The sequence below is a fragment of the Pseudomonas sp. IT-P294 genome (assembly GCF_949767865.1).
Classification (GTDB): Bacteria; Pseudomonadota; Gammaproteobacteria; order Pseudomonadales; family Pseudomonadaceae; genus Aquipseudomonas.
Genome location: NZ_CATKQW010000033.1, coordinates 70,320 through 92,915, shown reverse-complemented (window position 1 = coordinate 92,915; position 22,596 = coordinate 70,320). Strand labels below are relative to the sequence as shown.

General features: G+C 59.6%; 22 protein-coding genes. All 22 read right to left on the bottom strand.

Annotated features, from left to right (window positions below; all coding sequences use genetic code 11):
• Window positions 1-1,359, bottom strand: coding sequence for a flagellar protein export ATPase FliI (gene fliI, locus ACM6I0_RS19385; RefSeq protein ID WP_285434768.1), 1,359 nt, complete (start codon window positions 1,357-1,359; stop codon window positions 1-3).
• Window positions 1,349-2,158, bottom strand: a complete 810-nt coding sequence (gene fliH / locus ACM6I0_RS19380; RefSeq protein ID WP_414923043.1) for a flagellar assembly protein FliH — start codon at window positions 2,156-2,158, stop codon at window positions 1,349-1,351. The genes fliI and fliH overlap by 11 nt, the downstream gene beginning before the upstream one ends.
• Window positions 2,159-2,165: 7 nt before the next feature.
• Window positions 2,166-3,185 carry a flagellar motor switch protein FliG gene (gene fliG / locus ACM6I0_RS19375; RefSeq protein WP_007894195.1) on the bottom strand — a complete coding sequence of 340 codons (1,020 nt, stop codon included), beginning with the start codon at window positions 3,183-3,185 and terminating at the stop codon, window positions 2,166-2,168.
• A complete protein-coding gene (gene fliF, locus ACM6I0_RS19370) occupies window positions 3,178-4,965 on the bottom strand; it encodes a flagellar basal-body MS-ring/collar protein FliF (protein WP_414923042.1) in 1,788 nt (595 codons plus the stop codon). Before fliF ends, fliG begins: the two co-directional genes overlap by 8 nt.
• 14 nt (window positions 4,966-4,979) lie before the next feature.
• A complete protein-coding gene (gene fliE / locus ACM6I0_RS19365) occupies window positions 4,980-5,309 on the bottom strand; it encodes a flagellar hook-basal body complex protein FliE (protein ID WP_414923041.1) in 330 nt (109 codons plus the stop codon).
• 145 nt (window positions 5,310-5,454) lie between these two features.
• Window positions 5,455-6,840: a sigma-54-dependent response regulator transcription factor FleR gene (fleR, locus tag ACM6I0_RS19360; protein WP_285434763.1), complete on the bottom strand. Its 1,386-nt coding sequence runs from the start codon at window positions 6,838-6,840 to the stop codon at window positions 5,455-5,457.
• A gap of 5 nt (window positions 6,841-6,845) precedes the next feature.
• On the bottom strand, window positions 6,846-8,051 hold the full coding sequence (locus ACM6I0_RS19355; RefSeq protein WP_414923040.1) for a sensor histidine kinase: 1,206 nt from the start codon (window positions 8,049-8,051) through the stop codon (window positions 6,846-6,848).
• Window positions 8,052-8,179: 128 nt separating this feature from the next.
• Entirely contained in the window at window positions 8,180-9,655 is a 1,476-nt protein-coding gene (locus ACM6I0_RS19350; RefSeq protein ID WP_090181532.1) for a sigma-54 dependent transcriptional regulator, read from the bottom strand.
• A gap of 169 nt (window positions 9,656-9,824) precedes the next feature.
• Entirely contained in the window at window positions 9,825-10,121 is a 297-nt protein-coding gene (locus ACM6I0_RS19345) for a flagellar protein FliT (RefSeq protein ID WP_259151135.1), read from the bottom strand.
• A gap of 10 nt (window positions 10,122-10,131) precedes the next feature.
• Entirely contained in the window at window positions 10,132-10,527 is a 396-nt protein-coding gene (gene fliS / locus ACM6I0_RS19340) for a flagellar export chaperone FliS (protein WP_285434761.1), read from the bottom strand.
• Between the two features lie 131 nt (window positions 10,528-10,658).
• Window positions 10,659-12,080 (bottom strand): flagellar filament capping protein FliD, encoded by a 1,422-nt coding sequence (gene fliD / locus ACM6I0_RS19335; RefSeq protein ID WP_414923039.1) that lies wholly within the window; start codon window positions 12,078-12,080, stop codon window positions 10,659-10,661.
• Between the two features lie 82 nt (window positions 12,081-12,162).
• Window positions 12,163-12,525 carry a flagellar protein FlaG gene (locus tag ACM6I0_RS19330; protein WP_222585231.1) on the bottom strand — a complete coding sequence of 121 codons (363 nt, stop codon included), beginning with the start codon at window positions 12,523-12,525 and terminating at the stop codon, window positions 12,163-12,165.
• A gap of 72 nt (window positions 12,526-12,597) precedes the next feature.
• A complete protein-coding gene (locus tag ACM6I0_RS19325; RefSeq protein ID WP_090181524.1) occupies window positions 12,598-13,449 on the bottom strand; it encodes a flagellin domain-containing protein in 852 nt (283 codons plus the stop codon).
• A gap of 245 nt (window positions 13,450-13,694) precedes the next feature.
• Window positions 13,695-13,961: a hypothetical protein gene (locus ACM6I0_RS19320; protein WP_285434757.1), complete on the bottom strand. Its 267-nt coding sequence runs from the start codon at window positions 13,959-13,961 to the stop codon at window positions 13,695-13,697.
• Complete coding sequence (locus ACM6I0_RS19315) at window positions 13,958-15,250, bottom strand: motility associated factor glycosyltransferase family protein (protein ID WP_285434755.1); 1,293 nt, start codon at window positions 15,248-15,250, stop codon at window positions 13,958-13,960. The genes ACM6I0_RS19320 and ACM6I0_RS19315 overlap by 4 nt, the downstream gene beginning before the upstream one ends.
• Before the next feature lie 84 nt (window positions 15,251-15,334).
• Window positions 15,335-16,261: a ketoacyl-ACP synthase III gene (locus tag ACM6I0_RS19310; protein WP_285434754.1), complete on the bottom strand. Its 927-nt coding sequence runs from the start codon at window positions 16,259-16,261 to the stop codon at window positions 15,335-15,337.
• A 228-nt stretch (window positions 16,262-16,489) separates the two neighbouring features.
• Entirely contained in the window at window positions 16,490-17,542 is a 1,053-nt protein-coding gene (gene pseI, locus ACM6I0_RS19305) for a pseudaminic acid synthase (RefSeq protein WP_285434753.1), read from the bottom strand.
• Window positions 17,535-19,040, bottom strand: a complete 1,506-nt coding sequence (gene pseG / locus ACM6I0_RS19300) for a UDP-2,4-diacetamido-2,4,6-trideoxy-beta-L-altropyranose hydrolase (protein WP_414923038.1) — start codon at window positions 19,038-19,040, stop codon at window positions 17,535-17,537. Before pseG ends, pseI begins: the two co-directional genes overlap by 8 nt.
• Entirely contained in the window at window positions 19,037-19,744 is a 708-nt protein-coding gene (gene pseF, locus ACM6I0_RS19295; RefSeq protein ID WP_414923037.1) for a pseudaminic acid cytidylyltransferase, read from the bottom strand. The genes pseG and pseF overlap by 4 nt, the downstream gene beginning before the upstream one ends.
• Window positions 19,741-20,361 carry a pseudaminic acid biosynthesis-associated methylase gene (locus ACM6I0_RS19290; protein ID WP_090181512.1) on the bottom strand — a complete coding sequence of 207 codons (621 nt, stop codon included), beginning with the start codon at window positions 20,359-20,361 and terminating at the stop codon, window positions 19,741-19,743. Before ACM6I0_RS19290 ends, pseF begins: the two co-directional genes overlap by 4 nt.
• A 59-nt stretch (window positions 20,362-20,420) precedes the next feature.
• Window positions 20,421-21,578, bottom strand: coding sequence for a UDP-4-amino-4,6-dideoxy-N-acetyl-beta-L-altrosamine transaminase (gene pseC / locus ACM6I0_RS19285; RefSeq protein WP_285434747.1), 1,158 nt, complete (start codon window positions 21,576-21,578; stop codon window positions 20,421-20,423).
• Window positions 21,575-22,576 (bottom strand): UDP-N-acetylglucosamine 4,6-dehydratase (inverting), encoded by a 1,002-nt coding sequence (pseB, locus tag ACM6I0_RS19280; protein WP_285434745.1) that lies wholly within the window; start codon window positions 22,574-22,576, stop codon window positions 21,575-21,577. Before pseB ends, pseC begins: the two co-directional genes overlap by 4 nt.
• Window positions 22,577-22,596 lie beyond the last annotated feature (20 nt).

The window sequence follows — 22,596 nt, the reverse complement described above, 5'->3', positions numbered from 1 at the left end:
TTAACCGCCCGCTGCCGGGGCGAAGATGGTAGCGAGATGGTTCTCGCTGGCCGCCATGCCGATGTTGTCGTTCAAACCCTGACGCAGATAGGTGGTCATGGCCGGTTGCAGCGAAATCGCGATGTCGGTTTCTCGGTCACCGCCCGGCACGTAGGCACCGACGCTGATCAGGTCGCGACTTTGCTGATAGCGCGACCAGTACTGCTTGAACATCTGCGCGCGCGTCATGTGCTCGGGACTGACCACTGACGGCATAACCCGGCTGATGGACGCTTCGATATCGATGGCCGGGTAGTGACCTTCTTCAGCCAGACGCCGGGACAGCACGATGTGCCCGTCGAGCACGCCTCGCGCCGAGTCGGCAATCGGGTCCTGCTGGTCATCGCCTTCGGACAATACGGTGTAGAACGCGGTGATCGAACCACCGCCCTTCTCGGCATTGCCGGCCCGCTCTACCAGCTTCGGCAGCTTGGCGAATACCGAAGGCGGATAGCCTTTGGTAGCCGGAGGCTCGCCGATGGCCAGGGCGATTTCCCGCTGGGCCTGGGCGAAACGGGTCAGGGAATCCATGAGCAACAGGACATTCTTGCCCTTGTCGCGAAAATACTCGGCGATGCGCGTGCAGTACATTGCGGCGCGCAGACGCATCAACGGTGCATCGTCCGCCGGCGACGCGACGACCACCGAACGCTTGAGCCCTTCTTCACCGAGGATGTGCTCGATGAACTCTTTAACTTCACGACCCCGCTCACCGATCAGCCCGACGACAATAATGTCGGCCTCGGTGAAGCGCGTCATCATGCCCAGCAGCACGGATTTACCGACACCGGTACCGGCGAACAGGCCGAGACGCTGACCACGACCGACCGTCAACAATCCGTTGATGGTGCGAATCCCCACGTCCAGCGGCTCGCTGATCGGTTCACGCTTGAGCGGGTTGATGGTCGGGCCATCCATCGGCACCCAGTCTTCGGCTTTCATGCCACCCTTGCCGTCCAGCGCACGACCGGCACCGTCGAGCACCCGCCCGAGCATGCTCATGCCCATCGGCAAGCGACCGGTATCGGCCAACGGCACGACGCGGGCACCCGGCGCAATGCCGGCGACGCTGCCGACCGGCATCAGGAAAACCTTGCTGCCGGAAAAGCCCATGACTTCAGCTTCGACCTGCACCGGCTGATAACTGTCGTCGTTGATGACCATGCAGCGACTGCCCATGGCGGCGCGCAAGCCCTCGGCTTCGAGGGTCAGGCCGACCATGCGCAGCAAGCGACCTTCAAGGATCGGCGTCCCGGCGAGCTCGGTAACCTCGGCGTAGCTGCCCAGGCGCTTGGCGAAGCTGGTGCGATCAAGGCGCATCGGGATCGTCCGCGCGCCCTTCTACCGGCGCCACTGCCGGTTTGTCGTCGATGGGCAATTCCAGGCTCAGATCCGGCTCCGCCGGGTGCAAGGCCTGGTCATGCAACTGATCGAACAGTTTGACCATGACTTGCGCCACGCGGGTTTCGACGGTGGCGTCGATGCGACTGTGTTCAGTTTCGACCCGGCAACCGCCGGGCAACAGGGACACGTCCTCGACGATGCGCCAGGTTTCTTCATGGCGCTCGCGCAGGGCTTTGACCTGTTCGAAATCTTGCGGGTTGATGTACAAGCGCACATTGGTCGCGCCCAACGGCAAAAGCTTGAGGGCCTCGCGCATGACGTGTTCGATCTGCGTCGAGTCGATGGCCAGTTCGCGCTGAATCACCTGCTTGGTGATGTGCTGCACGAGGTCGATCAGCGACTTTTCGATCTGGGTGTCCTGCTCGGCGATGGGCTCGAACAGGTTGACCATCATCTGCTCCAGGCCTGCGACTTTGGGCGCCAGGATCGCTTCCGCTTCCTGACGAACCTTGAGCGTGGCGCTGTGAAAACCTTCTCTCTCGCCCACCGCGAAGCCTTCGTTGTAGGCCTCCTGGCGAATGCTTTCGAGCTCTTCCAGGGTCAGTGGCTGGACTTCGTCCAGCGGCACCTCTTCCATTTCCGGCGGCTCGGGCTCGGGTTCCGGCTCGGGCTCTGGCACAAAAGGGTCGAAACTGGGCAACGCCCAGACGTCAAAACCGGCGACGGCCTTGCCACGGATCAGGTCGGTCTGGGACTCATCATGTTTGGACGACATAGTGACCTTAGATCATCTCTTCGCCGCCCTTCCCGCCGAGAACGATTTCTCCGGCTTCGGCCATACGGCGGGCAATGGTGAGGATTTCTTTCTGTGCGGTTTCCACGTCGCTGACGCGCACCGGGCCCTTGGCCTCGAGGTCGTCGCGCAACAGTTCGGCCGCACGCTTGGACATGTTCTTGAAGATCTTCTCCTTGACGCCTTCGTCCGAACCCTTGAGGGCCAGCACCAGCACGTCGGAAGACACTTCGCGCAGCAATGCCTGGATCCCGCGGTCGTCGACATCGGACAGGTTGTTGAACACGAACATGAGGTCTTCGATCTGACCGGACAGGTCTTCGTCGACTTCGCGAATCGAGTCCATCAACTGGCCTTCGATCGAGCTGTCGAGGAAGTTCATGATATCGGCCGCGCGCTTGATGCCACCCAGGGTGGTGCGCGAGGCATTCGAGTTACCGGAGAACTGCTTCTCAAGAATCTGGTTGAGTTCTTTCAGTGCGGCTGGCTGCACCGTGTTCAACGAGGACACTCGCAGAATGATGTCCAGGCGCACCTTGTGGTCGAAGTTGCCCAGCACTTCACCGGCCTGGTCCGGATCGAGGTACGCCACGACGATCGCCTGGATCTGTGGGTGCTCGTAACGGATCACGTCGGCGACGGCGCGCGGTTCCATCCACTTCAGGCTGTCTAGGCCACTGGTGTTGCCGCCCAGCAGGATGCGATCGATCAGGCCGTTGGCCTTGTCTTCGCCCAGTGCCTGGGTGAGCATCTTGCGCACGTAGTCATCGGAACCGACGCCCAGGCTGGTCTGGTCGCCGACGATGTCGACGAACTCGCTCATGACCTGCTCGACCTGTTCGCGGTGCACGTTGCCCATCTGGGCCATCGCCACGCCCACACGCTGGACCTCCTTGGGCCCCATGTGGCGCAGCACTTGCGCAGCATCGGTGGAACCGAGGGACAGCAGCAGAATCGCGGCTTTGTCGACCTTGGTCAGTTTGGCGGCAACGGCTCGGTTATCACTCATCTGCGTTAATCCACTCTTTCACGACCTGGGCCACACGGCCCGGATCTTCTGCCACCAAACTCTTGATTGCGTTCAACTGCGCGTCATAGCCTTCGCTCGGGCTCGGCAGCAGGATGCTGGTCGGGCCACCGAGGCTGACGCGGTCGTTGGACAGTTCGCCGTCCAGGCCGCCCATGCCACCGAGTTCCACGTCGCTGCCCAGACCTGCAAGTTGCTTGCCTTTGCCGCCACCGGTGATGTTGTTGAGCACCGGGCGCAGCACTCCGAACACCAGCACCAGGATGAACAAGACACCCAGCACTTGCTTGACGATGTCCCAGAACCACGGCTGGGAGTAGAACGGAATATCGGCAATCACTTCACCGCGCTCGGCGGAGAACGGCATGTTGATCACGCTCACGCTGTCACCACGGCTGGCGTCGAAACCGACGGCGTCCTGGACCAGGCGAGTGAAGCGCGCCAATTCGTCGGCGCTCCACGGTGCACGGGTGGTTTCGCCGTTGGCTGCGTTGACCTTGACCTGATCGTCCACCACCACCGACACCGACAAGCGATTCAAACGCCCCTGCTGCTGCTTGGTGTGGCTGATGGAACGGTCAAGCTCGAAGTTCTTGGTGGACTGTTGACGCTTGTCCGCCGGGTACGGTGCAAGCATCGGCTGACCGGTAGCCGGGTCCATGATTTGCTGGCCGTTGGCATCGATCAATGGCTGGCCTGGCTGAACCATGCCGGCCGCTGCGGTGCTGCCACCGGTGGTTTGCGGCGCAGAGGCCGGCGATGGCGGCTGGTTGCTCAAGGCACCCGGCACACCTTGCGGGCCATTGCTGGCGGTGCGTTGTTCGTTGACCGACTGCTCGCTGCGCAACGCCGGTTGATCCGGGTTGAATTGCTCTGACGTCGACTCGATGGCGCTGAAGTCCACGTCGGCCGAGACTTCGGCTTTATAGCGATCGTTGCCCAGCACCGGTTGCAGGATGTTGTGCACGCGCTGGGTCAGCATGCTTTCCATGCGACGGCTGTAATCGAATTGCTTGCCGGCCATGGTCAGTTCAGAATTTTCCGCCTGATCGGACAGCAGGTTGCCCTTCTGGTCGACCACGGTGATCTGCGATTTGCTCAGCTCGGGAACACTGGTTGCCACCAGGTTGATGATCGCCAGTACCTGGCCCGGCTCCAGCGAGCGGCCGGAATACAGTTCAACCAGGATCGACGCGCTTGGCTTGCGCTCGTCACGCACGAACACCGAGCTTTTCGGAATCGCCAGGTGCACGCGGGCACCCTTGACGTTGTTCAGGCTGGAAATGGTGCGCGCCAGTTCGCCTTCCAGGCCGCGACGATAACGGGTCGCTTCCATGAACTGGCTGGTCCCCAGGCCCTGGTCCTTGTCGAGGATTTCAAAGCCGATGTTACCGTCGCTGGGAGTGACACCAGCAGCCGCGAGCTTGAGCCGCGCACGGGACACGTCATCGGCCTTGACCAGCAAGGCACCGGAGTTGGGTTCAACGGTGTAGGGAATGTCGGCAGCGGCCAGGGTTTCCATGACCTGTTTGGCATCCATGCCGGCAAGACTGCCGTACAGAGGCCGGTAATCCGGCTGCTGGGACCACAACACCACGGCAAAGCCAATCGCCACGCTCGCAGCCAGGCCGACCAACAGGCCCACCTGACGCAACATGGTCATCTCGGAGAGGTTTTCCAGGAAGGACAATCCGAACAGCGGCGGTTTGCCGTCTACCGGAGTGGCCTTGGCCGGAACGTTATCGGCGATTGCTTCTGCCATGACTCAATACGTCCTTAAACCGGCATCTGCATGATGTCTTGATAGGCCTGAACCAACTTGTTGCGCACTTGGGTCAACGCCTGGAAAGACACGCTCGCCTTCTGCGAGGAAATCATCACGTCCGTCAGGTCGACGCCGCTCTTGCCGATCTCGAAGTCGCTGGCCAACTGATTGGATGCTTGCTGCGTGTCATTCACTTTATTGACAGCCTGACCGAGCATGTCGGAAAAGCTGCTGCCACCCAGTTCTGGAACGGCGGCAGTCGATTTCGGCGCAGACATGGCATCCATTTGCATGGAACGCATGTCCAGCATCAACCGATTGAATTCAATACCTTGGCTCATGGCTTCTCTCTTTGACGAGCTTACGTCGTTGGCGACCCGCAATTTTTTGACACTCACTCGGCGGGTAGTGAGGTGTTAGCAACAAGGGTGCCAGCTCCGTCGCCGTTCTGAACAAAAGCCCTTCCCGAGCGTTGTCCCTGACGAATCAGGTGGCGAACAAGTAGGCTTCGACGTCCATTCCGGCGTCGCGCATCTGCGCCAACTTGTAGCGCAAGGTGCGCGGGCTGATTCCCAGCCGCTCGGCCGCTTCCTTGCGACGACCACGCTCAGCACGCAAGGTGTCGATGATCATCTGAAATTCACGACGTCGCAGGTCATCGCCCAGCGCTCCGCCCGACTCGGCTTCAACCTCGACTGCGCGCACGGGTACCGCCGCCAACACCGGCAACGGCGCGCAGGCCACCGGCCCGGACAGGCAAAAATCCTGCGGCTGGATCAAACCGCCCTGCTGCAGAATCAGCGCGCGCTGGATAGCGTTATCCAGCTCACGCACATTGCCCGGCCACCGATAAGCAATCAGGCACGCTCGCGCTTCGGGCGAGAGTGTTGCCGCCGCATGCTTCATTTTATTGACGTGTTTGGCCAGCAGGCGCTCGGCCAACGGCAGGATGTCGGCGGTACGCTCGCGCAACGGACGCCAGGCCAGCGGGAACACCGACAGCCGATAATAAAGGTCTTCACGAAAACGTCCCGCCGCCACTTCACCGGCCAGGTCGCGATTGGTGGTGGCCACGACCCGAATATCCAGGGTGATCGGTTTGCGCGCGCCGACACGCTCGACTTCGCGCTCTTGCAAGACGCGCAGCAACTTGGCCTGCAGGCCGAGGGGCATCTCAGAAATTTCGTCGAGCAGGATGGTGCCGCCATCGGCCTGTTCGAATTTGCCAGCCTGCGCCGCTATGGCGCCGGTGAACGAACCTTTTTCATGACCGAACAACGTGGCTTCGAGCATGTTGTCCGGGATCGCGGCGCAATTGATCGCAATGAATGGCTGAGTGGCGCGATGGGAATGCTGGTGGATATAGCGCGCCAGCACCTCTTTGCCGGTACCGGACTCGCCAGAGATCAACACGGTGGAGTCACTGCGCGCGACCCGCGCCGCCAATTCCAGCAGTTGCGCACTGGCAGGCTCGAACGCAATCGGCCCTTCGCTTTCGCCCGCACCGAGATTACCCAGCGCGTGTCGCGCCACCAGATCGAGCAAGGCCTTGGGCTCGAACGGCTTGACCAGATAATCCGCCGCACCTTGACGCATCGCATCGACCGCACGCTCGACAGCGCCGTGAGCGGTCATCAGCAACACCGGCAACTGTGGCTGTCGCGCTCGCAGCAAGCCGAGCAATTGATGCCCGTCCATGCCCGGCATATTGACGTCGCTGATGACCAGGTTGAACGCCTCGACAGCCACCGTCGCCAGCGCCTCTTCGGCCGAACCGACCGCCGTGTAATCGTGCCCCGCGAGCAGCAGCGTATCGGCCAGCGCTTCGCGTAGCGCGCGGTCGTCCTCGACCAGTAAAACCTTGATTGCCATGTCCTTCACTCGGCTCCCTGAACGCTGGTTTGTTCACCCGAAAAAAGCGGCAGGATGACCTGCGCACACGTGCCGCGACCTGGCCTCGAACGCAATTGCAATTCTCCTTGATGAGCGCGGGCCACCGCTTTGACCACGGTCAACCCCAGGCCTGTGCCGGTGGTCTTGGTGGTAAAAAACGGCTCGCCCAGACGCGCCAGGACACTTGCCTCGATACCACTGCCGCTGTCACTGACGCACACGCGCAGGGTGTTTTCACGGGTATAGAGATGAACCTTCAGACGCACATTGCCGGCACTGGCCTGAATCGCGTTCTCGATCAGGTTGAGGATCGCCCCGATCAGGGTGTCGCGATTGCATAGCAATTCGCCAGCATGACTGTCGCACTGCCAACGGATCGGTAACTCCTGAACATGGGTCAGCGCCGCCGATTGCAGCGACTGCATCAACACCCTGGGCGTGACGCGATCTGTCAGCGGCAACTCGCCGCGAGCGAACACCAGCATGTCGCGCACCTGATGTTCGAGCTCGTGCAAACGCTCTTTCAAGCGTCCGGCAAATCGCTGCTGCGTGGCCACCGGCAGTTCCTGCTCGGTCAAGTGACTGGCATAGAGCAAAGCGGCCGACAACGGCGTACGAATCTGATGAGCCAAGGAAGCGACCATCCGGCCGAGAGACGACAGGCGCTCATGGCGAGCCAGCTGGCCTTGCAGTTGACGGGTTTCAGTCAGGTCGTTGAGCAACACCAACTGACCCGGCTCGGCATCCAGCGAGCGGGTGGCAATCGATAGACGCCGACCGTCCTTGAGAGAGATTTCGTGACCGTCGTCTTCGCGAGGTGCAAAGCAGCGGGCAATGACATGGCGCCAGAGTTCGCCTTCGAGGGGCAGACCCAGCAGTTCGCATGCCGCCGGGTTGGCTTCGCGCACGATGCCTTGGGCGTCGATGACGATAACACCGCCGGGCAACAGATCGAGGAGGTTTTGCAGGCGGTTGGCCAGGCGTTCTTTTTCCGCCAGCTCCTGCATGCGCTGGGCACTGACCACCGCCAGCTCACCCTTGAGCTCGGTGACCCGGGCTTCGAGCATACTGTAGGAATCGGTCAACTGGCTCGACATCTGGCTGAACAGCGCAAACGCCTGCTCAAGGCCAAGCCGGCTTGCCTGCTCTACGGACGACGGTTGCCCCGAAGTGTCAGGGACAGGAGACATCTGGGCGGCTTGGGGCATCGTGCTCTCTCGCTTGGCTGACCGTCAGTTAAACGGAACGTTGCGAGGGATGTAGCAATACCCGTGCCTAAAAAAAAACGCCCATAAATGAACGACTTGAAAAACAGGCGTCAATCATCCGCCTGTTCATCTCCATCGCGACGGCTCATGCCGTACTTGCGCATCTTCTCCACCAGCGTGGTGCGGCGAATGCGCAGGCGTTCAGCGGCACGGGCGACGATACCGTTGGCATCATCCAGCGCCTGCTGAATCAGACCCTGCTCCAGACCACCGAGGTAGTCTTTCAGGTCCAGACCTTCAGGTGGCAGCATGGCGTTAGCGGTGAAGTCCGGAGTGTGACCATTGATGGCCACCCGCTCTTCAAGATCGCTGCGCAGGCTGTCGACCATCTGTTCGTCTTCGTCATCGACGTAACGGAATTTCTTCGGCAACTCGACCACGCCGATCACCCCGTACGGATGCATGATCGCCATGCGTTCCACCAGGTTGGCCAGTTCGCGAACGTTGCCCGGCCAGCCGTGGCGACACAGCGACATGATCGCCGCCGAGTTGAAACGGATCGAACCGCGTTTCTCGTGCTCCATGCGCGAGATCAATTCGTTCATCAGCAGCGGAATGTCTTCGACACGTTCGCGCAGGGGTGCCATCTCGATCGGGAACACGTTCAGGCGATAGTACAAGTCTTCGCGGAAGGTGCCGATCTCGATCATGCTTTCGAGATTCTTGTGGGTCGCCGCGATGATGCGCACGTCGACGCTCTGAGTCTTGTTACTGCCCACGCGTTCGAAGGTGCGCTCCTGCAACACGCGCAGCAACTTGACCTGCATCGGCAGCGGCATGTCGCCGATTTCGTCGAGGAACAGGGTGCCACCATTGGCCAGTTCGAAACGCCCGGCGCGGCTGGTGATTGCGCCGGTGAAGGCACCCTTCTCGTGACCGAACAGTTCGCTTTCCAGCAACTCGGCCGGAATCGCCCCGCAGTTGACCGGCACGAACGGCGCATCGCGACGCTTGGAGTGATAGTGCAGGTTACGCGCAACCACTTCCTTGCCGGTCCCGGACTCGCCAAGGATCAGCACGCTGGCGTCGGTATCGGCCACTTGCTGCATCATCTGACGGACGTGTTGAATCGCCCGGCTGGTGCCGACAAGGCTACGGAAAAGATTGGGTTCGCGATGACGACCGCGCTCGCGGGCCTGGTCATACATCTCGCGATAGACCTGGGCACGGTGCAGTGAGTCGAGCAATTTGCTGTAGCTGGGTGGCATTTCGAGGGTCGAAAGCACTCGGCGACGCTGGTCTTCCGGCAATTCAACGGAAGAATTATCGCCCATCAGCAAAACCGGAAGGAACTCATCCCAGGTTGCGAGTGTCTTTAACAGGCCCGGAAGTGCGCCAGGAGCATTGACCGTCCCGATAAGGACACAGATCACTTCACGACTTGATGACAAAGAGCCGACCGCCTGCTGCCAGTCATGGCTCCCGCAGGGTAAATTTTCTTCACCGAGAAAATTTAAAATCACCGCCAGGTCGCGGCGACGGACGCTATCGTCATCAATCAGCAGAATTTTGGTTTCACGCCACATGCAATAGCAACTTCCCTAGTCAACTCAATGCCCGAAATGAGGGGGCAAGCTAGACGCTTGCAGACACGTTATGCCTGTAGACGCCTGAAATCTGGAACCAGCCACTAGTTAAGTCAAAAAACCGTGCACAGTCAAATTTATGGCGCACTATGTTTGGATTAACTGCGGATTAACCAAACAGATGGTAAACCTTTGCTGCGTTCTGTGCTTGGTGGATCTGGGACATCTCGTCGACAATCGCCTGCCTCTCCCCCATCGCCACCTCGAGAAGTTCCTTGTAGACCCCCAGCAACTCCTCCAGGTTGGCACGCAACGCCACCTCGTCCAGCGAGTCTTCATTCAAGACGTCTTCCATGCAGGAACGGCAATCAAGGTCCAATTGACCGATAGCTTCCCAGTTGCGCTCGGCCAATGCTCCGACCAACGCTTCACGGGTGTGTTCGATTCGCTGCAATACAAGACTCATGATGATCTCCTTAAAACTGCGGACCTGGCGCGGCGATGGCGTCCCAGCCTTCTTTGACCGTGCGCAGCAAACCTGCGACTTCGTCGAGAATAAGCGGGTCGCTCTTGATGTTCGCCTCGGCGAGGCGCTTCATCATGTAAGCGTAGAGACGGTCGAGCTCGCCGACAGTTTCCGCAGCCTTTTCAAGATCCAGGCCTTCACGCAAGCCACCAATGATCCCGATGGCCTTGCTGATAGACACACCCTTGCCGGGAATGTCATTGCGCTCCATCGCGCCCTTGGCCTGAGCGATGCGATCCAGACCACCTTCCATCAGCATTTGCACCAAGCGATGCGGACTGGCTTCTGACGTCTGGGCCTGAGCCCCGACCTTCTGATATTGCCGAAGGGCTAACCTCGGATTCATGTTCTACCTCACTGCCACTCAATGACTCGTATGATCAGTGTATCGTCTTCGAGACTGAAAACTTTAGACCAGAAGACAAAAACCCGGCACACGCCGAAAAGCGTAGCCGGGTTTTTGTCGTCAGCCCATATCTACCTGCTGGACTGCTGAGCGTTCAACGTCTGGAAGAAGCCGGTGATGTTGCTGGCAGTGGCCTTCATCTGACCGACCAACAGATCCATCGCGTTGTACTTGGCCGTCAGGGATGCGGTGAGGTTGGTCACGCGTATATCCAGCGCCGTCTGCTGGCTGCTCAGATCCTTCTGGACCTTGCCCAGGTTGCTGCTTCGTTGATCCAGAATCCCGCCAGTCTGGGAGTAAGGCGTGATCGCTGCCGACATACGCGTCAACAGGCCATTTTTTGTGTCAGTACCCGTGAACAGGTTCTGTACCGAACTGCTCATCCCGGGGGTTGCCATAGCCTTGGCGTACTTGGTTGGGTCGATGGTCAGCGTACCGGTCTTCTGATCGGTCTGAATACCCAACTGCGACAGTACCGACAATTGACCGCCCGCTCCAGGCGCTACCAGCTCATTGCGCACAGCAGTGATCAAGTTCCGCGGCAACGAGTCACCGGTCATTGCCGCGCCGATGGTCGGCTTGCCTGAGTCGTCCAGACTTGGCTTGGTCAGAGCGGTCAGGGTGTTGATGACGTTGTTATAGGCATCGACGAACGACTGCAGCGAGGTCTTCAGGCCATCGGTGTTAGTGCCGACGGTGACCGTAACCGGCGCGGCACTTTTCGCCAGCAAGGTCATGTTGATGCCACCCACCGCCTGGCTGATCGTGTTGCTTTTACTGGTGACGGTAAGGCCATCGATTGTGACCGACGCATCCGAAGCCAAGCCACCAATGTTGCCAGAAGCGCCGGCAGCAGGAGTGGTCCCCAGGCTATTGGTTCCGTCGATTTCCAGCCCGGCAATACCGCTGACCGTAAGATCGGAGCCCGCGCCTGTCACCGTCGAACCAATGACCAATCGCGAACCATTGCCGTCGGTCACGATGTTGGCGCTGATGCCTTTGCCTTGAAGCGTGGTGTTGATCGCGTCACGGGTCGACTGCAACGTCGCGCCGCTCGCGATGGTCACCGGGTAATCAATACCATTTTGACTGATTTTCAACGTACCAGTCGGAATGGCACTGCTGGCACCGCCGGCAAACGCCGCGCTTGCCACTTTGGAGCCGGTCGCCAGGTTGTTCACTACAACGCTATAGCTACCATTTACCGCGGTGTTATCAGACGTGACGGTCAACGTGGTCGGCGTACCCGACGTCGCGGTAAAACCGGAAAACGCAGGCGCGTCTTTCTTACCGAGGTTGGTCATGGCCGTCTGGAACGCTGCGAGAGCCGATTTCAACGAGCCGGTAGCAGAAATCTTGGCCGTGTTGATGGACGTCTGTTTGGTGATCAGCGTCTGCTTGGCCGATTTGTCGGAGTTGACCAGCGCGGTCACGATCGCACCGATGTCGAGACCGGAGCCTAGGCCCGAACCCGGTAGAATTGGACTTGCCATGTGCATCTCCTTGTCTATGTGCTGCCGGTCTATTGACCACTAGCCGCGGTCAATGATCGTACAAACACGTTTCATGCCAGTGTCAGGCTTTGGCATCGAACAATACGTTTCTGGCGTTGTGCAGGCTTTCAGCCAGTTTCATGGCTTCGGCGGATGGAATCTGTCGGATGACTTCACCGGATTCGCTGGCAATCACCTTCACGATGACCTTGCCCGTCGACTCATCGATGGAAAACTCCAGGTTGCGCTTGACCGACTGAACGAACTTTTCGATCTCCTGAACGGCCATTTTCAACTTATCCGAGTTGTCCGAATCTGAGCTTTTACCCGTTGCAGCAACAGGCTGGGTGCTTTCAGCGCTAGGCTTTTCGGCCGGCTTATCAGTAGTGCTGACCGCCGACTTCACGGCTGGGTAAGACAAGTTCAGCTTAACGCTCATGTCCATGACCATCACCTCTTAAACGGAAAAAGCGAGAGAGCACGCAAGCGCACCCCCCCGCTAAAACTCAATCCGATATTACTGAAGCAGTTTCAGTACAGCGGATGGCAGCTGGTTAGCCTGGGCCAGAACAGCGGTGGAAGCTTGTTGCAGAGTTTGCTGTTTGGTCAGGTTAGCGGTTTCTGCGGCGAAGTCGGTATCTTGTACGCGACCTTGTGCAGCAGTAACGTTTTCAGTGATGTTTTGCAGGTTGGAGATGGTGCTGGTCAGACGGTTTTGCGAAGCACCCAGGTTTGCACGGGTTGCACCGATGGCAGCGATTGCAGCGTCGATCGCGGTGATCGCGTTGTCGATGTTCGAAGCGGCAGCAGCGCTGGTAGCACCGGTCAGAACAACAGTACCGCTACCTACGGACAGGCTGACGGCGTCGAACTTGGAGCTCAGAACCAGGTCGATGTGGTTTGCAGAACCGGTGTTGGAACCCACTTGCAGGGTCATGGTGCCAGCCGAACCGTCCAGCAGTTGCTTGCCGTTCAGGTTGGTCGAAGCCGCGATACGAGTCAATTCGTCAGACATCTGACCGAATTCAGCGTTGGTTGCGGTCTGGTCAGCAGTACCGTTGGTGCCGTTACGTGCTTGTACAGCCAGTTCACGCATACGTTGCAGAATGTTGGTCGATTCTTGCAGAGCGCCTTCAGCGGTCTGAGCCATCGAGATACCGTCGTTGGCGTTTTTTACCGCAACGTTCTGGCCGCGAATCTGGCTGGACATACGGTTGGAGATCTGCAGGCCAGCAGCATCGTCTTTAGCGCTGTTGATTTTCAGGCCGGAAGAAAGACGAGACATCGAAGTCGACAGAGCGTCGGCGGCACGGTTCAGGTTTTTCTGAACGTTCAACGACGTGGTGTTGGTGTTTACTGTTAAAGCCATGACGAATTCCTCGTTGGTTGGGTACTGCGGCTTCCGGCCCTGGCAACCGCCGGGTATGGCCTAGAGAACCTTCGTAATAGTTATCGTCGGGATTGCAGGTTGCTTGAGGGCTTTTTAAAAAAAAATTGCCATCACACTGCCATCGCCTAAAAAACAAGGGCTTAGCCGCCCCTCACCAACCGAAAAATGACGCCATAAAACTGTCCGACACCCAAACATCCCAACCAGAGCTGTCCGCCCCGTTTTTAAACCTGAACGCTGTCCAGCAAATCCACCAATTCGTACTCCATGAAATCAGCAAGCCCGAGCCAATCCTGACGCTCCTGACAGGCCAGCATTTGCGTGAGCACCTGCGTCCACTTCAGTTGCACATCCTGGGGCGCCGCAAGCAAAAGCCGCTGAGCCTCGTCGAACAGATCAACCATGGTCAACGCCGCTTCGACATCCCGGCCCAGGCGAAATAACCCTGCACATTGACGGCATTCGTTGATGCATTGCGAAAGCGCGCTCACTGCACGAACTCCGGATTGAACTGTGTGCCGGCAATCATCGCGCCCGCCCGACTGCTGTTAAGGAAACGTACCTTGGGGTGCCCGGCGATGTATCGCTCCAGCTCGCACAGGTAGCTGCGGAAATTCAGCTGCGTGCGGACCCTTTCGCCATACCCGTCGCGCACCCAGTGCCGGGCCAGATTCACCCCGGGCCCCAAATCCCCGTCGCGCCAGCCGGCATGCGTCTTGTTCATCGGAAAGGCAAAGTCGGCACCAAACAACGTAATACACCCGGCGCCCATTTTGACGGCCAGGTCCACGGCCGGATGAATCACGCTGCCGCCTACATACAGTTCCGCCCTGGCGTGCTGGCGACGCAAGGTGGCGTAGATCGGACTGGCAGAGTAACCGCCATAGCGCTTGCCCTTCCACGCTTTCAACACTTCAGGATCGCTCATCGGCAGGTACACCAGCGGAATGCCGTCGGAGTCCTCGAAGGGCAAGTGCCGAAAGCTGATGCGCTGGTCAATGCTCACGACCAGATCAGGCTTGATCCCGTGCTCTCGCAACGGTCGGTAGGCGGTATCGACGCAAATGAAAAAAGGCCGTTGCGCCTGCTCACGTATCGCCGCCAGTTGCTCGAAATGGCTTTCAAGGCTTGGCCCGGTGGCGATCACATAGACTTCCTGGCCGGCGCACGTATTGAACAACTGAGCAACGTCGTCGTCGGCGAGTAGCACGTCGAGACTGTCCTGCAAGCGCTGGAGAATAATCGGGGATTGCGGATCGAATTCGCGATTATTGAAACTCAGGTGGACTTCGCTGACCAGGCGATCGCGAATCTTTGCATTGAAGTCATCCGCCAGCACCATCTCCGAAGGCAGTGCAAAAAATGGCGTGTAGATATCCGCTTGATCACCGGCATACAGCAGCTCTATCCGAGGATCGTCGAGCCATTGGCGCTGATCAAGCAACTGCAGCACCAAGGCAAACAGGGCACCGTTGAGGATATGCACGTACAGCCGCTCAAGCTCGTTGCGCTCCAGCAGGACCGTCGGCAAATCGCCCAGCCCCGTGCCGTAGACATGCAACTGTGGCTTGCCGGTCGGCAGGCTGGCCGCCTGCACCCGGGCTTCGTGGACGCGATCATGACGACTGGTGAGTTGAATGCCATCGATGCTCAGCGTCGACCCCAACCCTTCGGACAATTCAGCCTGGATCGCCGTACTGTCTTCCAGCATCAGCCTGGCGTAAAGCATCGGCCAGCGCCGTTCTATCACCCGAGCATTGTCGTCAAAGCTTTCGCTCATGCTGCCTCACTGTTTTCGCAGGCAAAAAAATAGCGTTCAAAATGTACACCTTGAACGCTATTTTTTGTATTGGTGGGTGGTGGATCAAGGACGATAGATAATCGCCGAGCCCCACGACAGCCCTACACCAAAACCACTCAGTGCAACCCGCTTCCAGTCGGAATCCAGGACGTGCTTCTCAAGTAGCAAAGGAATGCTCGACGACACCGTGTTGCCAGTCTCGACCATGTCCTTGATGAATTTCTCAGGATCGCCTTCAAAGCGTCGCGCCACCGCATCGACAATCGCCGCACTGCCTTGATGGATGCAGAAAGCATCGATATCGGCAGCCGTCAGTTGCGAGTCGGCCAGCAACTCGTGCAAGTGCGCCGGGACTTTGAGCAACGCAAAGTTGAACACCTGGCGACCGTTCATGAAAAACACGCCATCGGTCACCTTCAGGTGCGGCGCGCCGGAACCGTCGGTGCCGAACTTGGCTTTGCCCAACTGCCATGGAGCGTTTTCACCCATCCAGGTCGCGGTGGCAGCGTCGCCAAAGAGCATGGTGGTATTGCGGTCTTCCGGATCGACGATCTTGGAGTACGGATCGGCAGTGATCAGCAGGCCATTTTTCAAGCCGGCGGCTTCCATGAAGCCCTTGATCGCGTAGATGCCATAGACGTAGCCGGAACAACCCAGGGAAATATCGAACGCGGCAACAGTGGTAGGCAGACCGAGCTTGTCCTGAACGATGGCAGCGGTGTGCGGCAGGCCTTCTTCGTCGCCGTTCTGGGTGACGACGATCAGCACGTCGATGGCGTCGCGTTTCAGATCAGGATTGTTGGCAAACAGCGCATTGGCTGCTTCGACACACAGGTCGGAGGTTTCCTGCCCGGCGTCTTTGCGCGGCAGGAAGGCCGAACCGATTTTGCCCAGGATGAATTCTTCATCCTTTTCGAATTTTGCACCTTGTGCGTAATTGTCCACGCCGGCTACAGGAACGTAGCTCGCAATGCTTTTTATGCCAATCATTACGGCTTCCCAATAATAAACAGCCCAATACCACCGCTCGTAATGATTCGAGGGGCGCCGACAAACAGAGAAAAACGTCGCCCTGCAGAGGCGACAGCGGGAAGAATAAAAGGCTATCACCGGGCTGAAAACAGGCCGGGCGCCACCTTCCCGATTTATACAATACAGTGAAGATGCGCGTTATGACTCGCAGGTCACTCTATTTTGCCGAATCAGGCCGATAAGACGTTATTCGACCAACGACCAGTCCAGCGGCGTTCCGCGCTTGATGGCATGGCGGGCACGGCGACCCAGAAGGGTTTCAGCGTGTTTGGGAGGCAAGCCCAGCCCCGGGCGGATGGCACGCAGGTTCGCGGTCGTGAAGGGCTCTCCGGCAGCCATGTCCTGGGTGACATACAGCGAGCGCCGGTACACCAGGGACTTGCGCTCCGCGTCGGTCACGCCGTAATGCACCTGGCCCATGGCCTGCCAGGCCCGCTCGGTCTCGATCACCAGGCTTTCGAGCTCAGCAGGCTCCAGCGAGAAACTGGCGTCCACGCCACCGGCAGCACGATCCAGGGTGAAATGCTTCTCTACCACCGTTGCGCCCAGCGCCACCGCCGCCACGGACACGCCCACCCCCATGGAGTGATCGGACAGCCCAACCTCGCAGCCAAACAATTCGCGCAGGTGTGGAATCGTGCGCACATTGCTGTTGGCGGGCGTCGCCGGGTACGTGCTGGTGCACTTGAGCAGCACCAGGTCCTTACACCCGGCCTCACGGGCGGCGCGCACGGTTTCATCCAGCTCGGCGATGCTGGCCATGCCGGTGGAGATGATCAACGGTTTGCCGGTGGCGGCGACCCGTCGAATCAATGGCAAGTCGGTATTTTCGAAACTGGCGATCTTGTAGGCCGGCACGTCGAGGCTTTCGAGGAAGTCCACTGCGCTGTCATCGAACGGTGTGGAGAACGCCAGCATGCCCAGTTCCCTGGCGCGGGCGAAAATCGGTGCGTGCCACTCCCACGGCGTGTGGGCCTTCTCGTAAAGGGCATACAACGAAGAACCGGCCCAAAGGCTGTTAGGGTCCTTGATGAAGAACTCGCCCTCGGACAAATCCAGGGTCATGGTCTCGGCGGTGTAGGTTTGCAGCTTCAAGGCGTGGGCACCGGCCTTGGCCGCGGCTTCGACGATTTGCAGCGCCACGTCCAGCGACTGGTTATGGTTGCCACTCATCTCGGCAATGATGAACGGCGGCGCATCGGCACCGATCACGCGCTCGCCAATCTTGAAGCTAGTCATTGCCTTGATCCTTTAAAACGCGGGTGAACGCGCAAGCTTGCTGAGAGAAACCGGCGTCGCGAAATACCTGCAACGACGGCTGGTTCGCCGGCAACACATGCGCAGTGATGGCGGTCAGTTGGGGCCAATGAGCGGTCACGAACGCCTCGCCCCGGGCCAGCAGCGCCCTGCCCCACCCCAGGCCGATGCGATCTTCGAACAGGTAAATCGAGACTTCGGCTTCAAACCCGCGCAGGTCATAACGCAACACACCCACCGGTCCGTCGTCGGCCTCGGCGATCAACAGCAAGCGCTGCGGATTGCTCAAACTGGCGGTCAGCCAATTCTGATGCGCCGACCATTCAATCACGCCCATCTCCAGCGACCAGCGGCGTACCGCCTCGGCATTGCGCCCTTCAAACAACAACTGCGCATCGTGGGCGGTCGCCCGGCGGACCTGCAACACCGCGCCAGCCAACGCTGCCGCTACGCGCTGCGCGCCACGGCCATCGACCAACTGCCGGGAACGTTCAGCCATGCTCTGACGCAAACCCCGATTGCCCACGACAAAACCGACGGCCTGGCGCAGTTGTTCGACACTGACCTGCTCACGCGCCCCAAGAAACACATGAGCGCCAGAACTCGCCATGACCTCGCCGTTGGCCTGCTGATTATTCGACACCGCAATACAAATCGTCGGCAACCCCAAGGCCGCCCGTTCCCAACTGGTGCCGCCACCGGCGCCGACAAACAGATCGGCTTCAGTCATGAGCTGGTAGAAGTCGCTGACAAAACTGCGCAAGCGCCAGTTCGGACGGTCCGCCGCCAGTGCCTGCATTTCGTCCCAGGCCGGGTTGTCGGCACCGGCGACGAAGTCGACGTCCAAGTCATTGAATTCCGCCAGCGCCCGCATCGCGTGATGGGTTTGTCGCGCCGCATCAAAGCCGCCGAAATTAACCAGCAGACGCTTGGCCCGGGGTTTGATGGCAATCGCCGGGCAGCAGAACTCATCACGCAGCATCGCGAAGCGTGGACCGAGCAAGGCCCGGCAATCGGGGGCAAGCAGTCCGGCATAAGCCTCAGGCGTACCCGACAGATTCTGGTTCAGCAACAAATCGACGCTATAGATGCGCGTCGCCAGATCATCCACCGCCGCGATCCGTGGCGCCCAGCGCCGGGCAGCGGTCTGCCAGAGATGGTCGAGACCGTAGTGGTCGACGATGATCCAGTCGAAGCCCGCAGCGTGTTCCAGCGCTTGCGCGAGTGCAGCGATGTCCGCCTGCCACGGCAACATGGCCTCGATCGGCTGTTGCGGGTCTTCGTCGGGATAGCGATCCGGCAACGCGAAAGTTTCAAAACCTTCGGCGGCGAGGCTGGTGAGCCGATGACCCGGCAACTGGCGACAGGCAAACGCCACGTGTGCACCCTGCCGGCGCAGCACCCTGGCCAGCGTCAGGCAGCGGGCAATGTGACCGCTGCCGATGGTCGGCGAGGCGTCGGCTCGGATCAGAACTCTCATTGCAAATCCCCTCCTGCCTTCAGCGCCGCGTAAAGGTATTCGGCGCGCTTCCAGTCTTCGGGGGTATCGATGTCCTGCACCAGATAGCGCGGCAGGATCACCGGCAGGCTTTGCGGTGAATACAACACCTCGCCCTGGCGCCAGGCACTGCTGCGGCCCCAGTAAAACTGCCCGGCGTCCTGATAGGCCGGCGGCAGGTCCTGAGAGCGGGTTTGACTGAATTGCGGGTACAACGCGGTCAACGCGCCCTGACTGTCAACGGTCAGGGCGCGCTGCACCGGAAAGCCGAAATCGCAGACCGAGAAGGCGAAGGATTTATCCGGATGCTGCTCCAGCAGGTTTAAGCCCTGCTGTAAAAATCGGGTTTGCAGCAGCGGCGCCGTGGCATAGATACAACAGGCGAAATCAAAATCCTGCCCCTGCCGATGCAGTTCCTCCAGCGCATGTGCAATCACTGCCGCCGTACCGGTGAAATCATCCGCCAATGCCGCTGGCCGCATAAACGGCACTTGCGCACCACGGGCTCGAGCCAGCTCGGCGATTTCTTCATCGTCGGTACTGACCACCACCTGGGCGAACAACCCGCAATCAAGGGCAGTTTGAATCGAACGGGCAATCATCGGCACGCCGTCGAACGGCTTGAGGTTCTTGCGCGGTATGCGTTTGCTGCCACCGCGAGCCGGGATGATTGCAACGTTGTTCAAGGGCGTTTTTCCAACAGGAACCAAGTGATGTCGTCCACCGGGAATTGCGGATCGCGGTGGTAACCGAAACCGTAGTCCAGCAGTTGCAGATCATCGTAACGATCAAGCATTTCACCGGCAAAATCACGTTTGAACAACTTGCCGCTGTTACCGCGATAGGACACTTCGACCGGTGCCGGGTTGTAGTACTCGGCGATCAGGATGTAACGCTGGCTCAGTTCATACAACTGCGCATAGGCCGCCGGCAGCAACTCCGGCGCCAGATGGATCAGCACGCCTTTGCTCAGGGTCAGGTCAAAGCTGCGTTCGCGGGGGAAATCAAACAGCGAACCGTGCCAGATCTGTGCGATATCCAGCGCCTGGGCCTGGGCACAAGCGCTGGCATTGATCTCCACACCGAACAGTTCGCACCGGGGCAACAGGTGATGCAGCGCCTGCAAATTGTTGCCGGCGTTGGTGCCCAGTTCCACCAGGCTTTCAATTCGCCCGGCGCGGGTCAGCGCCTTGGCAAACAGTGCCAGGTTCGCCGCCACCAATGGCTGCCCGACGTTGCGATCAACGTATTGGTTACCGAAGTCGCCCTGCCAGAATTTTTCCTGCTCGCTCAGTTCACGCATCGTTTTCTCTCATTTGAAGCACAGCGCCTGGGGGACCGCGCCTGACCTACTGGCCGTAATTATTCAGTCAGCCGCCGCAGTTGTTCGACCACGTAGTCCTGCTGCTCGTCGCTGAGCAACGGAAACAGCGGCAGGCTGATGGCTTCTTGGTAGTAACGCTCAGCTTGCGGAAAATCACCTTCAGCAAACCCCAGGTCACGGTAATAAGGCTGCAAATGCACCGGAATGTAATGCAGATTCACACCGACCCCGGCAGCCCGCAACCCTTCGAACACCTGTCGATGACCAAGGCTGATGCGATCAAGCTGCAAGCGCACCACATACAGATGCCACGCCGACTCGGCTTCAGGCTGAGGACTGGGCAAGGTCAGCGGCAAGTACGTAAGCAAACGGTCATACCGTGCCGCCAGCTCACGACGGCGTTCGATGAAGTCATCCAGTTTGTTCAACTGAGACAACCCGAGGGCAGCCTGCAGGTCGGTGATCCGATAATTGAAGCCCAGCTCAATCTGCTGGTAATACCAGGGACCATGGCTGGACTCGGTCATTTGCGCCGGATCGCGGGTCATGCCGTGGCTGCGCAAGCGTTGCAGGCGCTCGGCCAAGTCCCGACGATTGGTCAGAACCATGCCACCTTCGCCGCTGGTGATGATTTTCACCGGATGAAAGCTGAACACCGTCATCGCCGCAAAATCGCCACAGCCCACCGGGCGCCCGGCATAGGAGGCGCCGACCGCGTGGGAGGCATCCTCAATCACCGTGAAACCATAACGCTCGGCCAGTCCGGCGATCATCCGCATGTCGCAGCTCTGCCCGGAGAACGCCACCGCCACCAGCACTTTAGGCAGCGTGCCGGCGTCCTCCGCCGCTTCCAGCTTGGCTTTGAGGGCGTAGGCGTCAAGGTTCCAGGTCAGCGGATCGATGTCGACGAAGTCCACCTCGGCGCCACAGTAACGACCGCAATTGGCCGAGGCCAGAAAGGTATTGGGCGTTGTCCATAAGCGATCACCCGGCCCGAGCCCGGCCGCCAGGCAAGCAATGTGCAATGCCGCCGTTGCGTTACACACCGCCACGGCGAAATCGGCTTGGCAACGTTCAGCCAAGGCCTGTTCGAAGCGCTCGATCGTCGGTCCCTGGGTCAGCCAGTCGGACTGCAAGACGGCGACGACCGCGTCGACATCGGCCTGATCGAGACTCTGCCGGCCGTAGGGAATCATGCCGACAAGTCCGCGTGCAGATCGGCGATCTGCCCGACCGACAGGAACCGCGGGTTGGTGTCGGAGCGGTACTCGAAGTCTTCACTCACTGGCTTGCCCTGCTCGCCCAGCTTGTCCACGGCAAAATCCACGTCAACGCTGGTGAAGCGGATCGACGGCTGAATCGTGTAGTGATCGGCGAATTCCAGGGTCATCCGTGCATCGTCCAGCGGCACCATCAACTCATGGAGCTTCTCCCCCGGACGAATCCCGACATGCTTGTGCGGCAAGTGCTCGGCCATGCCCAGCGCCAGATCAACAATGCGGATCGACGGGATCTTCGGCACGAACACTTCACCACCGTGCATCCGCGCAAAGCTGTCGAGCACAAATTGCACGCCGTGATCGAGGGTGATCCAGAAGCGCGTCATGCGCTCGTCCGTGATCGGCAGTTCGGTGGCGCCTTCGTTGATCAGCTTGCTGAAAAACGGCACCACCGAGCCCCGCGAACCGGCGACGTTGCCGTAGCGCACCACGGCAAAACGGGTTTGCTGCTCGCCGGCAATGTTGTTGGCGGCCACGAACAGTTTGTCCGACAGCAGCTTGGTCGCGCCATACAGGTTGATCGGGCTGGCCGCCTTGTCGGTGGACAGCGCGACGACAAGTTTGACGCCATTGTCGATGGCGGCGGCGATGATGTTTTCCGCGCCGTTGACGTTGGTCCGAATGCATTCGGTCGGGTTGTACTCGGCGGCCGGCACTTGCTTCAAGGCCGCCGCATGCACCACGTAATCGATGCCACGCATGGCCTGGCGCAAACGCTCGGCATCGCGCACATCGCCCAGGAAATAGCGCATGCACGGGGCGTTGAACGTCTGCTGCATCTCGTACTGCTTGAGCTCATCACGAGAAAACACCACCACGCGCTTGGGCTGGTATTGCTCCAGCAAGCGACGGATGAAATTGCGCCCGAACGAGCCGGTGCCGCCGGAGATGAAAATCGATTTGCCGTTGAACATGCCTTGAGTCCTTGTGCCTG

Coding starts and splice junctions, on each gene's coding strand:
- fliF (WP_414923042.1), bottom strand. CDS start 4,965: ATGGCAGAAGCAATCGCCGATAACGTTCCGGCCAAGGCCACTCCGGTA.
- fliG (WP_007894195.1), bottom strand. CDS start 3,185: ATGAGTGATAACCGAGCCGTTGCCGCCAAACTGACCAAGGTCGACAAA.
- ACM6I0_RS19355 (WP_414923040.1), bottom strand. CDS start 8,051: ATGTCTCCTGTCCCTGACACTTCGGGGCAACCGTCGTCCGTAGAGCAG.
- fliH (WP_414923043.1), bottom strand. CDS start 2,158: ATGTCGTCCAAACATGATGAGTCCCAGACCGACCTGATCCGTGGCAAG.
- pseB (WP_285434745.1), bottom strand. CDS start 22,576: ATGTTCAACGGCAAATCGATTTTCATCTCCGGCGGCACCGGCTCGTTC.
- fliS (WP_285434761.1), bottom strand. CDS start 10,527: ATGAATCCGAGGTTAGCCCTTCGGCAATATCAGAAGGTCGGGGCTCAG.
- fleR (WP_285434763.1), bottom strand. CDS start 6,840: ATGGCAATCAAGGTTTTACTGGTCGAGGACGACCGCGCGCTACGCGAA.
- pseC (WP_285434747.1), bottom strand. CDS start 21,578: ATGATTCCCTACGGCCGGCAGAGTCTCGATCAGGCCGATGTCGACGCG.
- fliE (WP_414923041.1), bottom strand. CDS start 5,309: ATGAGCCAAGGTATTGAATTCAATCGGTTGATGCTGGACATGCGTTCC.
- fliI (WP_285434768.1), bottom strand. CDS start 1,359: ATGCGCCTTGATCGCACCAGCTTCGCCAAGCGCCTGGGCAGCTACGCC.
- ACM6I0_RS19290 (WP_090181512.1), bottom strand. CDS start 20,361: ATGCGTGAACTGAGCGAGCAGGAAAAATTCTGGCAGGGCGACTTCGGT.
- pseI (WP_285434753.1), bottom strand. CDS start 17,542: ATGACTAGCTTCAAGATTGGCGAGCGCGTGATCGGTGCCGATGCGCCG.
- ACM6I0_RS19345 (WP_259151135.1), bottom strand. CDS start 10,121: ATGAGTCTTGTATTGCAGCGAATCGAACACACCCGTGAAGCGTTGGTC.
- ACM6I0_RS19310 (WP_285434754.1), bottom strand. CDS start 16,261: ATGATTGGCATAAAAAGCATTGCGAGCTACGTTCCTGTAGCCGGCGTG.
- ACM6I0_RS19315 (WP_285434755.1), bottom strand. CDS start 15,250: ATGAGCGAAAGCTTTGACGACAATGCTCGGGTGATAGAACGGCGCTGG.
- ACM6I0_RS19350 (WP_090181532.1), bottom strand. CDS start 9,655: ATGTGGCGTGAAACCAAAATTCTGCTGATTGATGACGATAGCGTCCGT.
- pseG (WP_414923038.1), bottom strand. CDS start 19,040: ATGAGAGTTCTGATCCGAGCCGACGCCTCGCCGACCATCGGCAGCGGT.
- ACM6I0_RS19325 (WP_090181524.1), bottom strand. CDS start 13,449: ATGGCTTTAACAGTAAACACCAACACCACGTCGTTGAACGTTCAGAAA.
- fliD (WP_414923039.1), bottom strand. CDS start 12,080: ATGGCAAGTCCAATTCTACCGGGTTCGGGCCTAGGCTCCGGTCTCGAC.
- ACM6I0_RS19330 (WP_222585231.1), bottom strand. CDS start 12,525: ATGGACATGAGCGTTAAGCTGAACTTGTCTTACCCAGCCGTGAAGTCG.